Origin of the sequence: Methylobacterium sp. WL103 (assembly GCF_008039885.1) — a bacterium.
GTDB classification, from domain to species: Bacteria; Pseudomonadota; Alphaproteobacteria; order Rhizobiales; family Beijerinckiaceae; genus Methylobacterium; species Methylobacterium cerastii.
The window spans coordinates 1-13,315 of sequence record NZ_VRUX01000068.1; the positions used below are offsets into that span (position 1 = coordinate 1).

The window sequence follows — 13,315 nt, forward strand, 5'->3', positions numbered from 1 at the left end:
GCTGCCCGACGGCATCCGGCCGGAAGGCGATGCGCGGCCCCTGCGGTGTGGCGATGTTCTCCGTCGGGACGCTGCCGAGCACGGACGCACGCTGCTCCGCCGGCGGAAGGCCGCCGAGGATCTTCGCCTTCAGCGTAGCCTCGGTTTCGGCCGGATCGGCGCCACGGGCCTCCGCCACCGGCGGCAGGCCGATCGTGCCAGCGATGGTGTCCGGTACCGCCGGGCGGATCTGCCCGGGCGACAGCGCACCGTACAGGCTGGCGATCGTCGAGCCGCGGGTCGTGTTGGCGTTCGTGGCGAGCGCCCGCGCGTTGTCGGCCGCGTTCGTCGCCCGCGTCGTCGCGTTGTTGAGCCCGACCGCCTCGAGGCTCGAGGCCCCGGTCTGCAGACCGAGCAGCGTCGCGCGCCGATCGTAGTTCGGATCACTTGGGTTCGCGTACAGCTCGGCCAGCCGTGCACCTTTGTCCCGCAGTTCCACCGCTTTCTGCCCAGCCAGCATATCTGTCGCATCCGGCGGGGCGAAGGCGCCGGCGAGGTTCTCGAACCCCTTGCCGATGTTCGGGTCGTTGTAGAATCGGCTCAGTCGGATTCCGGACATCGGGGGCCTTTCAGTGCAGCTTGCGCGGCGGGGGCGACGGCGCAGGCCCGTAGCCGTTGAAGTCGCGACCGACCCGGGCGGAGAGCCGCCGGTAGCGCGTGGTCCAGTCCATCTCGGCCAGAAGCACGGCGGTCCAATCGAACCACACCGGCAGCATCGCGCGATCGTCCGCCGACACAGCGTCGGGCGGCAGCTGCAGCGTGCGGAGGACGTTGCCGGCGCTGGCGAGGGCGATGTTGACCGTCCCGGGGCAGGGATAGTCACCGAAGTGCTCGGCCACAGCCTCGGACACACCGGCGAGCGCGGCCCGCGCCATCTCGACAGCCTCGCGCGCCACCAGCGGCGTATCGGGCCGGCTCGCCGCGGTCAGGATCGTGCGCAGCGCCGCGTCGAGGTTGCCCGCCACGTCGTTGCCCGTGGCGGCGAGCATCAGGTGCGCCGTCGCGGTTGCGAGGAAGTCGGGTGTACCTTCGGGCGTCATGCGACCCCTCCCGTCATCGAGGATGCGCCGAGGGCCTCGGCCTTGATCCGGTCGACGATCGTTTGACGCCGCGCTGCTGCGCTGGCGTGCAGCTGTTCGACCAGGATCAGGCTCTCGAGCGTGTTGCGGAAGATGCGCACCAGCGCGACGCTGTCCGCATGCGATCCCGCGAGGACGGGCCGACGTTCCACCGGCGGAAGCGCCCAGAAGCAGATGAGCCCCGCCGCCGCTTCTGTGCACGCTTGGATTTTGGATCGCAGAAGGCTGGCGTGCAGCACATCGAGCGCCGCAGCGCCGGCGGTTTCAAGCGCCTCGATCATGGCAGCGAACACGGCAGCCGAGATGGTCGGCCCCGTATGCTCCGCCAGGATGATGTCGAACGCAGTCAGCAGCTGTGCGGCGGTATCGGCCGGCTGCCCGGCGCGACGGAGCGCCTGCAGCGCAGATGCCGCTGCCGGGCTCAGTTCGGCGAGGGCTTCAGCCGCCTAAGCAGCTCGAACAACATCCATGCAAGGCAAGATCCGCATTTATTAGCAGAAACTTAGCTGATTTTCTGGATTTCGGCAACGCTGGTGCTGGCGTAGTGCGCTTAGACTGAGACTTGTTGAGACTACCTGAGACTCGAAACTTCAGAAATCGCACAATTTTTTTCGGACCGCTGGTGCCAGCTCTGCATTTTGCGGCGGTGTGCCCCAGGGGGTGACCCCAGAGGTGGATCAACATTACGGATCCATTCTATCTAATATTACAACTCGATTGTTAAATTAAATTCGCATATATTGATATAATACAAATGCTTTGTCCGTTTTGTATGTCGATTTTTTTATTATTGACAGACATTGCACAGGTAAAGATTGTTGATCTGCATCTGAATTGCAGGAGGTGACATGCCCGCTCAACGTTTTTTGTCAGCCCAAGAGCAGCGCGAATTCGAGGCTTCGGATCTTCTGCGCTCAATCCGCGACTTGGCCGCCTGCGGCCGGCGACGCGCGCGTGCGAGTACGATCGCCTTTCACCTCGGCGAGGTCGAGAGCTATGCAAAGCACACTGAGCGTGCCGCCATCAGGCGGCGTGCCGAGCGTGCACTAGCCTGGTGGGGAGCGAGGGCGGAGAGCGCTCTGCCGACGCCCCGTGACGACCAATCAGCAGCAAACGTCATCCCTTTTTCGGTCCCGCCTGTTCACTTGCTAAAGCGCTTGAACAAACATGAACACCTGTGATACGGATTGATGCAAGCGAACAAGTGAACGGAGATGGTCATGGCGGTTTACGGATACGCGCGGGTCTCAACCGACCGCCAAGCAAATGAGGGCGAGAGCCTGGACGTCCAGCGCCGGACGATCGAGGGCTACGCCATGATGAACGGCCTCGCGCTCGATGCGATGTTCATCGAACGCGGCGTTTCTGGGTCGAAGCCGCTCGGCGAGCGGCCGGAGGGCGCCAAGCTCCTCGCAGCACTCGGTCCCGGCGACGTCGTGATCACCGCGAAGCTCGATCGGATGTTCCGCTCGTCGCTCAACGCCCTCGACGTGCTGGCCAAGCTCAAAGCTCGCGGCGTCAGTCTGCACATGATCGATCTCGGCGGCGACGTGACAGGAAACGGGATCTCGAAGCTCGTTTTCACAATCCTCAGCGCCGTCGCCGAGGCCGAACGTGATCGTATCCGCGAGCGCATCGCTGTCGTGAAGGAAGATCAAAAGGGCCGCGGCCGCTATCTCGGTGGCAAGGTGCCTTATGGCGTCCGCGTGTCGGACACCGGAGCCCTTGAAGCCGTGCCCGAGCAGCAGGCGGTGATTGCCGAGGTACGCCGCCTCTCTGCCGGCGGCGCACCGCTGCGCTCAATCGCTGCGGAGATCGAGCGCCAGCACGGCCAGAAGCTCGCGCTGGCGACACTCAGCAAGATCGCCAAGGGCGATCAATCCAACACACTGTCCTGAGCAGTCTCTTCCTCCACATCGACCTGCGCCTCGTTCAACTCGACAGCTCGGTCGACGTCGGCGATTAGCGCGCGGATCTGATCAATGGAGAGATCCATTGCCTCCGGCTCACGGTCCTTAGCCGCTTTCTTCAGCATGCCGGTCACCTCGCAGATGGTTCGTCCAGCGGTTGCCTTGGCCTGCGCCGTGGCGTTTGGATCTTCGCACACGCTGATGAGCGCATGCGCAGCAGCTCTTAGGCCCCTGGTCTTGAGAAGTTCGAGCGCGTCGTCTTCCGCCGCTTCGATTTCGCGTTTGTGCTGGCGCCCGTTCATCGCTTCGACCCTTCGTTACGTGGCGCGTCAGGCTCTCGCATCAGCTGGGCTAAGAACTCCCGCGTGATCTGCTGCGGAGCGCCCCGGTAGCCGGTTGGATGATCGCGGTGCCACTTGTGATAGGCTGCGCGCTGCTCTGGCGTCATCGCTTCAACGCGACGCTGCCGCTGCACCTCGCGCTTCGCGAGCGTCTCTTCCTTCCGAGCCCATTTCGCGAGACCGGGCGCGCCGGTCCGCTGCGGCTTGTGCCAGGCGCCAGGCCCTTTCGGCACCAAACCGCCATGACAGCGGCAGCGGCCGTTCGCCAAAGCATAGGCGCGACACGGCTCACCGGTGGATCGCGCATGCGCGCCACAGCGCGGCAGCGTTGCCTGGACTTCCCAACACTTCCGGAGGCCGCGTATCCTTGCCGCCTGGAACTCGGCGCTGTGGTCGCGTTCGCGCTGTCGCGCCGACCGTTTTCTGCCCGGCATTCCTACTACCTCCTCATGAATTATGGTCGGATCGACTGCTAAGTCCGGCGACTGCGGTGCTTAAGCGTCGCGTTCCGACACGATCAGTGATGATCTCGACAGCTGCCCGATCGAAGCCGACGGCACGCACGCGTTCTTGCGCGTGTATGTCAGCCATCAGGTCGAGGATGCTTGGCCACGGCACGTCGACAGCAGCAGCGATGTCCTCGGCCGAAAACACCGATGCGGCAGGCAGCGACACGGACTTGCGCTCGCTCCGGCCAGAACCAGGCGGCCACGAAGCACCTGCCGTGCGGATAAGGATCAATGGAACGCCGTGGGGCGCGCCGTAGAAGTGCATGCTGACGAGTGCGCCGCGGCGTCTGACGGACAGAATGTCCTCGGCAACCGGCAGCATGAGCGACGCCGCATCGCGTGAGCAGTGATCCGTGCCAAGGATCGTCGTGAAGACCGAAGGAGCCGGCGGAAACCAGCGCTCGGGTTGATCGTATGTCACCCGTGCTTTGGCATCGATGAGCCAAGCCGGCGCTGCGATCCGCTTGAAACTCGCTAACGGACCGACGACCGCAGCAAGCGCCGCGGCCGGCTCGGCATGCCGGTGTATGTCAATCAGTGCAACGCTGGATTTCCGGCAATCCGCTCGCCGGTAGCGATAAGCCCGGAAGGTTGAGAAGCATTCCGGAGCTGGTTCGAGCGCCTCGCCGCGAACCTGTGAGTTCCCTGTATATAGTACTCTATACAGGGAACTCACAGGTTCGAACCCGAGCGGCCCTGAACCCGTAACGATGCGCTCCAAAGCGCCGGCGCAGCCCGCATCTGACATACGTTTACGCAAGGCGGCAGCGCGATCACCGGCCCCATCGAAGTCATCTGCCAATACCGCGGCAGCGTCCTGCGAATTCCCAGGCACGATCCCGCGCGCGGCGAGATGAGCGGCGATCCCGATGCTGTTGAGGATCTCGTCTTGGGCGACGGCGCTGTCGACGGGCAGCTCGGTAGGATGCGCCGTCAGGATGATAGAGAGCAGCGGTGACTGCAACGAGCGCCGCACGCCACGAGCCCGACCCTCGGCTTGTTCGACCTCCGACAGGATTTGCTGACGGAACACGTCGATGCTGCCGTCTGGGTGCCGAGCCATCGTCACACGGCGCCCTGTTCCATCGCGCATGGTCAGTGCGGATGGAGCAGCGACGTCATACGGCAAGCCGGCAGCGTCGCTCCGCCTCCCGCTTGCGACGGCAGCCATCGTTGCGACGTCGCGCTGAGCCGGCAGGGGGCGCCCGATCACGACAACGACCGCGCAGCTCTTCCAGCCGTCGTAGCCGCGCGTGCCGTTGAAGTTGCCGAACGCGACGTTCGCCGGCATGTCTGCCCGCAGGCGCGCGACGATGCCTTTGTATGTCACCACGACGACATCCGGGCCACCGGCCGCGCCCTTACCGCGGAACGTGAACGCAAGCGTCTCGATCAGCCTGCGAATTCGCCTGACCCGGTGATGCTGCATTTGCGCAGCGGAGGCGTCCTCACACTTGTAGACGAGCCCCGTCTTCCCGTTCTGACGATCGATCACCTGAACACGACGAACAGCGGTTTCGCGTGCGCGGACTTCCGTCGCCACGTCCAGAGCTGGCAACCACAACCGCGCAAGCTCGGGAACAAGCGTCGCGTCGAGGTACAGCACCGGGCCAGCGGACCAGCCGGAGTGTATGTCACTCCGCCACTTGAGGCGCAGGCAGCGCACCCCTTCCGCATCATGCTCGATGCGAAGCGTCTCGGGCGCCACGTCCTGGCCGCTCGCAAGGAAGTCGGCGATAAGACGCAATGCCCTCGCGATCGTCGCCACCGGCGGCGTGCGCTCAAGGCTCGCGTTCAGGGCGGCGAGCGCCTCAGCCTGCGGCAGCTCGCGCCGGATCTCCGGCTTGCTCCCAGCCCGCCATACCTCGCCAGCGCTGTGCCGAACCGCGAACACGCCGAGCCCCGCTTCGACGAGAGGCGCACGTCGAAGCAGACCGTCCTGGCCGGCGAGGGCAGTCCGCAGCTTGTCCGCCGCGGAGGCATGGACGAGCGTTGCTAGGCAGTCGGGTGTGCCCAGGACGTGCCTTCGCACCACGTCATCGATCGGGATGCGGACCGGGGCGTTGATGTCGAAGCCGCCGAGAAGCGACAGCCATGGCGCTTCGTCGATCACCAGCATATCGAACTCCGGCAGTCCCGCCGGCGGAGCGCCCGCCAGCATGGCATGCGGGATGACCCACACAGCGACACCACGGCCGATCTGCTGGCGATAGCCGCACGCCTCGACCGGCGTGACGCCGGGGCGTCGTGGGTTGTGGCGGCACCAACCCCGCTGAGGGCCGCCACACACATCCCGCACGCCGCCACCGCTCCGCCGGACGGCACCGACAAGCTCCGGCACCCGACACATGCTGCATCCGGGCTGGAGCGGATCGGGCTGCCCGATGCCGCGCCAACTCGCGGCGATCCGCGAACCCGCGGCCGCGTTCAGCCGCGCAGCAATGTCGTCACCGGTCTTGTGTGTCGGAACAGCGAAGGCGATGCGCACGCCTGGCCGGTCCGCGACGAGCCTGACAGCCTCGCGGATCGCGGCCTCCGTCTTGCCGATCCCGATGCCGGCGCCGATCCCGACACGCGGCGGATCGTAGAAGAACTCGCCGAACTCCAAGAACTGCCGGGTGCGTGCGAAGGCGTCCGCAACGACTTTTTGCAGCGCAGCCTCGGCCTCGAGGAGCGTCAGGGTCGGCAGTGTGCTCACGGGTGTGCACGGCGCCCCGATCGCGTTGCGCTGTTTCTCAGTGGCGAGCTGTTGCCCGCGTATCCATTCGATCATGCGCGGCAGGTTCGCCACGCGGTCCGCGACGTCGGCGCAGCGGTCAGGCCCAAGTCCCTCGACGGCAGACTGCGCTGCGGCCGTCAGATCGGCGAGCAGCGGCGCTGGGTCGGTGCTCGCGCCATGCTCGGCGACCCAAGCCGAGGCAGCAGAGAGCATCGGAGTATGGAAGCCGCCGCCATCGTCGCCGATGCGCCCCCGGTGGTAGGCGTACCCGGCGCCGGCATGATCGCGCGGAACCGCCGCGGCTTGCGCCGCCGCTGCCTCGACAGCCGGCGCACCGAAGCGCGGCACGATTGGCCATGGCGTCGGCACCATATCGGTCCGCCCAGCAAGAACCCCCGAGCGCACTGGAACCGGATCAGGCACACCGTTGGCGAGCACGGGGGCGGCCGTGAAAATCTGCTGCACTCTGGAATAGAGCTGTGCATCGACGGGGTAGAGCTTCGGCCACTTCGAACGCGGCAGGCTCGGCTCCGGTTGGCGCTCCCCGAGCCATAGCTTCAGCTCGGCGCAGGTCAGCGGCAGATCGTGCCAGAAGACCAGGCGCATTCGCAGGCCGTGCTTGAAGCCCTGCGAGCCGGTGAAGCTCCACCAGCAGGTCACGTCATGGAACGCGACCGGGAGAAGCGATCGCAGGTGAGCAGCTGCTGCGGCAGGTTCCGAACGCCAGTCGAGCCAGTCGGGAGAATCGATGCTGTCGAAGTCATGCGCCGACCAGCTCTGCGCCGCATCGTCGAAGTGCGCCTTCAGGCGACGGGTTCCTGTGCGATCGCAAGTCGGCTTCGGGCGGCCCCGGATCACGCATGATCGGCTGTCCGCCGCGATGCCGTCGAGCACCCGAGCTGTGTCGAAGATCGAGGCGACCGGGTGCTCCGCGACGGAGTAGACGGCCGCCACATGGTAACCGGTCTCGATCGGCGTGCCGTCGGGGCTTCGATGCCAGCGCTTCGCCAGCACCGGCCCGCGGGTCCGGAGTTGCGTAATCGTTGTCATGCGTCAGTCCAGCACAGAGCGCCGGATGTCGGCTCTTCCTTCAAGTACGGCGATGACGCGGCCTAAGCCGGGAGCAAGTTCGGCCACCAGATAGAGGACGCTTTGCACGTTTTGCTCGGTGTCCGTTCTGAACTCTGAAGGCACAGAGAGTATGATGCGCAGCGTGATCCGGCTACGCGTCCGCAGGATCAGCATCCGAAGGTCTTTTGGTACGGCTCGCGCACACGCTTGTTCGGCGGGGTACGACCAAGCGGGAGGAATGTCCGATGCGTAAACGGAACGCAGAGCTGAGCGCTTGCTGGAATGCGGGTCGAAATGCTGCGCATCTCCGACAGCAAAGTCAGCCTGGCTGAGAAGCAGCAGCGGTTCGGTAGGCGACCAACCCTCGTCCAGGCTTGCCCCGGGTGCAGCGAATGTCATGCACCCTCCCGGTTGCGCTTGAGGAAGGCGTCAGCATCGGCCAGCAAAATGAAGGTTCGACCGCCGACGCGCGTCCGTGCAACGGCACCGCGCTTGAGCAGCCGCCACGCAGTCGCTCGCGAGACGCGAACGTAGAAGGCGAACTCCTCTACCGTCATGTTCCCTGCAGTGCGCCGGCTGGGAACGCTCTGATGCGGGATCTGAGGCACCGGAGCGACGCGGTACCCGCCGGCGCCATCGCGACCGATGATGAAGCTAAGATCGTCCATCACGGGCCCCTTACCGCAGCGCCGAGCGTGCGATTTCGGCGCGCTTCGCCCGACCGGCAGCACCGCGTTCCGACGGCGTCCATGGCTCGGCACGATCGAGGAAAGCGACCAAGCTGGCCGTTTCGACGAGCGTTCGTCCTGCAAGCCTGACGAATGTCAGCAGCCCGTTTTTCTCGGCCGCGTAGAGAGCGCCTTCCGAGATCTGCGCGATCTCGCTGGCCGTGCCGAGCTGCTGATAGGGACGATCTCGCCAGTATATCTCGGCAGCAGAATGTTTACTTGGTAGCGTGCTGTGTTTGATCAGCCGCGACTTCGGCCGCGACAATAATGCTGCTTGGGGCACTGTGTCTTCTCCAGGATGCTCTGGCCTGGAGATGAATTATAAGCATGATGAAGCCGCTGTCCGCAAAGTCGGACAACAACCTGCAAACATACGCAAAACGCTGTTATTTCTGGGTTTTTCGAGAAATGCTTTGTGCCATGCTTCGACCCAACAGCTTGTCGATAGCCTCCCCGCCAACACGACGGATACGAGCGATCATAGCTCTGACCTGCTCCGGCGATGGCTTGGCCTCGCTGTCCTCAGTGAGGATGCTGTACGCGAGGGCGTACTGTGTACTGGCTGCAGCTTGGTGTTTTGGCGAAAAAAGCTTGATCCTCAGCAGCGTGTCGCTGACCGGCCGCTGCGGCTTCCGCCGATTGAGCCTCGGGCCTACCCTATGGGCCGGATGATCGAGATCGACCTGCGTCAGATATTTTGGCGGCCGGCCCTTGCGCTTGCCGGCCTTCGTTAGGCCCCTGGTTGCTTTCAGTTTCACGCCGCCACCACGGCGACCGGGCGCAGCTGCGCCGGCTCGGCAGGAGCAAGCGGAACCAGTGTCGGTCGAACGAGATCCTCGGTCGCATCGACAATGTAGGCCGAGTAGTGGGCCTCAATCATTCCGACGCTGGTGTCGTGCAGTGCCGCTACGAGACGGACCGGCAGACGCGCGCAGAGCCCACGGACGATCGAGCTGTGGCGAAAGGTGTACATCACGACGTCAGCGGGCAGGCCGGCGTGCGCGCGTGCCTTGGCCCAATGATCGCGGCCAGTCGACGACTCCAACCAAGGGCCGCGTTCGGTCTTGATCCATTCGCGAGGCCCAACCTGCTTCTTCGTCCAGCGCAGGAGCAGGGGTTCGTGCCCCAAGCGTCCAGCCAGGGCTGGCTGCAGCCCGGCGATGACATCGGCGCCAACTGGCACTGCGATTGGAACCGGCGTCTTCCCGGGCCGTCCTTTCCTAGCCGGCGGGACCATGATCCGACTGCGTTCGACCTGGACATCGGCCACTGTGATCCGCGCGACCTGCGAGAACCGGGCACCGGTCGCCGCGAGGCATAGGATCAAGCGGCCGAAGTCGCCGGTCTCGTCGACCGCGAACGCACCAGCGATCAGACGCCGTATGTCAGCGTCGGCCAGGATTTGCTTCCGGGCATTCGTATCGTTCGGAACGGACTTCGTGCCGACCTTGATCTCGACGGCTAGATTCGGCGGCAGCACGCGACGGTGCTGATCGGCAGCGTGGTTGAGAGCGGCGCGCGTGACGGTCAAAATCCAGTTGACCGACCGGCCGGAGAGGTTGGGCGCGAGCCGCTTGCGCCAGGCGACGATCTTCTCTGACGTGAGCTTCGCAAGCGGCGTTCTCGCGAACGTCTCGTCGGACAGCACATGCTTCTTGAGCAAGCCGGCCATGTAGTTCCGCGGCGTTTTCTTCCGCGCCGTGAAAGCCAGGACGTAGGCCTCCAATGCGGTTGCGACCGTGATCGGGGTCGAAGGCTGCGCGGCCGCCTCGTCGATCCCCTCGATCTTCCGCAGCTCGCTGCGCGCCCACTCCATCGCTGATGTCACAGCCGCCGGGTAGGGGAGGGCGCCGGCGTCGGCCCCCGCGTCATCGGCCTGCGCGAGCCGAGCTTCCCGACGGTGGCCGTCGAGAACGAGCTTCGCGGTCCAAGTCCCGGGTCCGCGCTGCGGTTTACGATAGCCAAGCGATACGCCTTTCCGGGCGCCGGCGATCCCCTGCCAGTAAGGGTTCTTCGCAGCCTGCAGTCGCGCGCGCTTCGCGGGACTGTCGACGATCGATGCCTGCGCCATGCCCCGTCCCACACTCAGCTCACACAGAGGAACAAACGAGGTATGAGAGAGGTGATCGAAAAAACCTAGCCCTGTCAGCGTAAAAGGTTTGTCATGGATCTCACAACAGGCTCGTCATTAGCCTTTCACGCTGAAGAGGCGGGTTCGACTCCCGCAGGGCGCGCCAACACATCCAAGCTTTGCGCTGATTCTTGCGCCTGTCGCATGAGAGACTTCTCATCGGGCGTCTTCCGGCCTCGCTGAGGGCGTTGCGCCCAACATGGCATCTCCCGCCACGATCCGGATCATCGAGCGCTTCCGCGTCGAGCCCGCCGCCGTTCGGTCTGACCGCTTCGACAGACTGCATTGAATCGTCCGTACAGCGCTCTCGAATGCAGCGCCGGACATGATCCTGGGTCTGCACGACCGCGTAGCCGAGGTTCGACTTCCGCGCTCGCTGTTCGACGCGTGGCGCGCGATCCGAAAGCACCGGGGGTTGCCTCGGTGTCGGCTCGACGCCGAGAAGCGGTCCAATAGGATTTCAAAACCCTGCGGTCCTGATGCCTGAGTGCTCTGGCAGCCACACTGGGGATCGACGTTCGTCGACACGGACACGCTGCCACACTTTGTCCCTGACAGTCGCACAAGCCTCGGCTCCTCATTCGGGGCAGGCGAGGGCGTGATGGCGATGAACGAACAAGCGGATGCCGGGGTCGTCGTGCCGTTTCCTGCGCGGATCTCCGCTGCGGTCGCGGATGCGGACACCGCCTCCATCATCGCCGTGCTGCAGGACCAGCTCGACCTGGCGCGCGAAGGCAAGCTGCGCTCGGTCGCCGTCGTGTCCGTGTCCGCGGATGGCGAGGCGGTCGGCACGCAATGGTCGTGCAAGGGGGCCGACATCACCGGCCTGATCGGCAAGTTGACCGTCCTGACGCACGATTTGATGGCGGCGCGGAAGTAGAGGCCGCCCGGTCGTCACGCCGGACCGTGAAAGCCGCGGCGTTCGGTATCGAACCGGCTCAGGTCCCGGTAGGCTCCGGCAGCTTCGGAGGGGGTGGTTCGGCGATGTCGCGATACCAGCGCCAGCGGGCTTTGCTGACGCGTCGTCGCTGGCCGGTCGCGTCGACGAAGTAGCCCGCGACGATCGCGTCGGGATCGGCGTTCACCAAGAGGCAGTAGGTGCGGGCCATCTGGATCGCGTTGATCTGGTCGAGCAGCGTTTTCCGGGTCACGACCCCTCACAATCGAAAAAGACACGCCCCCGCCATACTGGGCTAAGTTTTCGTCAACCAACCGCCTCTATTGCCTGCGAGGCAGGGTTCATCAGGCGACGCGGCGGATTTCAGTGCCGCGCCGGTCCTGTCCCGTGATCCTCCCTTCATCCATCGCTATGTCTCGGATCACGGCCATGGGGCCGCCGGCCGAGCGCGACAGTCAGGATTGGCGTCCGTGAACTTCACCGTCACCGCTCGCATCTCGGCACAACGGTTCTCGCACCACTACACTTCAATGCTGGACGCCCTGGAGCAAGGCCTCTCGCTGCAGGCCTCCGGTCTATCCGATGTCCGGATCGTCGACGCCAACGGTCAGGCGCGCACGCCGGCCGCGATCTATCAGCTGCTGTTCGGGCCTAGGGACGTCGCCCCGATCGTCGAAGGATCGATCGCCGCCCTGCCTTTGGCTGCCTGACACCCGCTCTCCGCGACGGCAGCCGGTCGGGCGCCGTCGCCCCGCCCGCGATCCGAAGCGTGCGTCAGGACGCACGGGCGCAAGGCCGCCCGGCGAGATCACCCGCCGGACGGGGTGCGCGATGAAGCGGTTCAGGCGCCCTCGCTCGCAGGCGTGATCGCGTCGAGCTCGGCGAGGACGTCGTCGGGCAGCGTCAGGCGGGCTGAGGCGAGGTTCTGGCGCAGGTGCTCGATCGACGACGTGCCGGGGATCAGCAGCACGTTGGGCGATCGCCGTAGCAGCCAGGCCAGGGCGACCTGCATCGGCGTCGCGCCCAAGCGTCCGGCGACCGCGGACAGCGTCTCGGATTGCAGCGGGCTGAAGCCCCCGAGCGGGAAGAACGGAACGTAGGCGGTGCCGGCGCCCGCGAGTTCGTCGATCAGGGCGTCGTCGTCTCGGTACGCGAGGTTGAACTGGTTCTGCACGCAGACGATGTCCGTGATGCGCCGCGCGTCCGCCACCTGTCGCCGCGTCGCGTTGCTGAGGCCGATGCTGCGGATCAAGCCTTGCCGCTGCAGGTCCGCCAGCACCGTGAGCGGCGCCTCGATCGCGCCTTCGGCCGGCCCGTGCACGTCGAACATCAGGCGCAGGTTGACCACGTCGAGGACGTCGAGGCCGAGATGGCGCAGGTTGTCGTGGACCGCCTGCACCAGCTCGTCCGCCGCGAAGGCCGGGTTCCACGAGGCGTCGGGGCCGCGCCTTGCGCCGACCTTGGTGACGATCACCAGGTCGTCGGGGTACGGATGCAGCGCCTCGCGGATCAGCTGGTTGGTCACGTGCGGTCCGTAGAAGTCGCTGGTGTCGATGTGGTCGACGCCCTGCGCCACCGCCTCCCGCAGCACCGCGACCGCCGCCCGGCGATCCTTCGGCGGCCCGAACACGCCCGGCCCGGCAAGCTGCATGGCGCCGTATCCGATCCGCTTCACGGTGCGATGTCCGAGCGCGAACGTCCCGGCCGATGCGATCATGGTCATGTCTAATCTCCCTTGCCGCCCGGGATGTAGACGGGCGCGATTGATCGGATAAGCAGGCATTCTCGGTACGGGCTGTTCGGGATTTCGAACGATGGCGACACACCTCGCGGACTTGGCGGCCTTCGTCGCCGTGGCGCGGGCCGGCGGCTTCCGGGACGGCGCCCGCG

Annotated in this window: 15 protein-coding genes and 1 tRNA gene; 4 read left to right on the plus strand and 12 right to left on the minus strand. The window is 65.5% G+C overall.

The window, feature by feature from the left end:
- The 3 genes from FV222_RS29390 to FV222_RS06995 all read right to left on the minus strand — a co-directional run.
- Nucleotides 1-598, minus strand: a 598-nt coding sequence (locus FV222_RS29390) for a hypothetical protein (RefSeq protein WP_187277244.1), incomplete at its 3' end; no start/stop codon positions are given.
- Between the two features lie 10 nt (nt 599-608).
- Complete coding sequence (locus FV222_RS06990; protein ID WP_147813602.1) at nt 609-1,079, minus strand: hypothetical protein; 471 nt, start codon at nt 1,077-1,079, stop codon at nt 609-611.
- Nucleotides 1,076-1,399 carry a hypothetical protein gene (locus FV222_RS06995; RefSeq protein ID WP_147813604.1) on the minus strand — a complete coding sequence of 108 codons (324 nt, stop codon included), beginning with the start codon at nt 1,397-1,399 and terminating at the stop codon, nt 1,076-1,078. Before FV222_RS06995 ends, FV222_RS06990 begins: the two co-directional genes overlap by 4 nt.
- Before the next feature lie 933 nt (nt 1,400-2,332).
- Here FV222_RS06995 and FV222_RS07000 point away from each other — a divergent pair.
- Nucleotides 2,333-3,016, plus strand: coding sequence for a recombinase family protein (locus FV222_RS07000; RefSeq protein WP_246685354.1), 684 nt, complete (start codon nt 2,333-2,335; stop codon nt 3,014-3,016).
- Here the strand turns inward: FV222_RS07000 and FV222_RS07005 are convergent.
- From FV222_RS07005 to FV222_RS07035, 7 genes are all read right to left on the minus strand, one after another.
- A complete protein-coding gene (locus FV222_RS07005; protein WP_147813606.1) occupies nt 2,995-3,330 on the minus strand; it encodes a hypothetical protein in 336 nt (111 codons plus the stop codon). The two genes, FV222_RS07000 and FV222_RS07005, sit on opposite strands and share 22 nt — an antisense overlap.
- A 486-nt stretch (nt 3,331-3,816) precedes the next feature.
- The gene (locus FV222_RS07010) at nt 3,817-7,611 is read right to left on the minus strand and encodes a hypothetical protein (RefSeq protein ID WP_147813608.1); all 3,795 of its coding nucleotides are present in this window, start codon (nt 7,609-7,611) and stop codon (nt 3,817-3,819) included.
- A gap of 39 nt (nt 7,612-7,650) precedes the next feature.
- A complete protein-coding gene (locus FV222_RS07015) occupies nt 7,651-8,067 on the minus strand; it encodes a hypothetical protein (protein WP_147813610.1) in 417 nt (138 codons plus the stop codon).
- Entirely contained in the window at nt 8,064-8,336 is a 273-nt protein-coding gene (locus FV222_RS07020) for a helix-turn-helix domain-containing protein (protein WP_147813612.1), read from the minus strand. Before FV222_RS07020 ends, FV222_RS07015 begins: the two co-directional genes overlap by 4 nt.
- Nucleotides 8,337-8,346: 10 nt before the next feature.
- Entirely contained in the window at nt 8,347-8,679 is a 333-nt protein-coding gene (locus FV222_RS07025; RefSeq protein ID WP_147813614.1) for a hypothetical protein, read from the minus strand.
- Nucleotides 8,680-8,782: 103 nt separating this feature from the next.
- Complete coding sequence (locus FV222_RS07030; protein ID WP_147813616.1) at nt 8,783-9,154, minus strand: hypothetical protein; 372 nt, start codon at nt 9,152-9,154, stop codon at nt 8,783-8,785.
- Complete coding sequence (locus FV222_RS07035) at nt 9,151-10,467, minus strand: tyrosine-type recombinase/integrase (protein WP_147813618.1); 1,317 nt, start codon at nt 10,465-10,467, stop codon at nt 9,151-9,153. Before FV222_RS07035 ends, FV222_RS07030 begins: the two co-directional genes overlap by 4 nt.
- A gap of 77 nt (nt 10,468-10,544) precedes the next feature.
- Here FV222_RS07035 and FV222_RS07040 point away from each other — a divergent pair.
- Nucleotides 10,545-10,633: transfer RNA gene (locus tag FV222_RS07040), tRNA-Ser, on the plus strand.
- 495 nt (nt 10,634-11,128) lie between these two features.
- Complete coding sequence (locus tag FV222_RS07045) at nt 11,129-11,407, plus strand: hypothetical protein (RefSeq protein WP_238272984.1); 279 nt, start codon at nt 11,129-11,131, stop codon at nt 11,405-11,407.
- A gap of 58 nt (nt 11,408-11,465) precedes the next feature.
- On the opposite strand, the gene FV222_RS07050 is transcribed toward FV222_RS07045, so the two are convergent.
- Entirely contained in the window at nt 11,466-11,678 is a 213-nt protein-coding gene (locus FV222_RS07050; protein WP_147813620.1) for a hypothetical protein, read from the minus strand.
- 217 nt (nt 11,679-11,895) lie between these two features.
- On the opposite strand from FV222_RS07050, the gene FV222_RS07055 reads away from it, so the two are divergent.
- Nucleotides 11,896-12,135 carry a hypothetical protein gene (locus tag FV222_RS07055; protein ID WP_147752467.1) on the plus strand — a complete coding sequence of 80 codons (240 nt, stop codon included), beginning with the start codon at nt 11,896-11,898 and terminating at the stop codon, nt 12,133-12,135.
- A gap of 131 nt (nt 12,136-12,266) precedes the next feature.
- Here FV222_RS07055 and FV222_RS07060 read toward each other — a convergent pair whose 3' ends face one another.
- Entirely contained in the window at nt 12,267-13,148 is an 882-nt protein-coding gene (locus FV222_RS07060; RefSeq protein WP_147813622.1) for an aldo/keto reductase family oxidoreductase, read from the minus strand.
- Nucleotides 13,149-13,315 lie beyond the last annotated feature (167 nt).

Excerpts from the sequence above, each read along its gene's own strand:
- FV222_RS07015 (WP_147813610.1), bottom strand. The coding sequence starts at position 8,067 with ATGACATTCGCTGCACCCGGGGCAAGCCTGGACGAGGGTTGGTCGCCT.
- FV222_RS07060 (WP_147813622.1), bottom strand. The coding sequence starts at position 13,148 with ATGACCATGATCGCATCGGCCGGGACGTTCGCGCTCGGACATCGCACC.
- FV222_RS07035 (WP_147813618.1), bottom strand. The coding sequence starts at position 10,467 with ATGGCGCAGGCATCGATCGTCGACAGTCCCGCGAAGCGCGCGCGACTG.
- FV222_RS07045 (WP_238272984.1), top strand. The coding sequence starts at position 11,129 with ATGGCGATGAACGAACAAGCGGATGCCGGGGTCGTCGTGCCGTTTCCT.
- FV222_RS06990 (WP_147813602.1), bottom strand. The coding sequence starts at position 1,079 with ATGACGCCCGAAGGTACACCCGACTTCCTCGCAACCGCGACGGCGCAC.
- FV222_RS07000 (WP_246685354.1), top strand. The coding sequence starts at position 2,333 with ATGGTCATGGCGGTTTACGGATACGCGCGGGTCTCAACCGACCGCCAA.
- FV222_RS06995 (WP_147813604.1), bottom strand. The coding sequence starts at position 1,399 with ATGATCGAGGCGCTTGAAACCGCCGGCGCTGCGGCGCTCGATGTGCTG.
- FV222_RS07005 (WP_147813606.1), bottom strand. The coding sequence starts at position 3,330 with ATGAACGGGCGCCAGCACAAACGCGAAATCGAAGCGGCGGAAGACGAC.
- FV222_RS07020 (WP_147813612.1), bottom strand. The coding sequence starts at position 8,336 with ATGGACGATCTTAGCTTCATCATCGGTCGCGATGGCGCCGGCGGGTAC.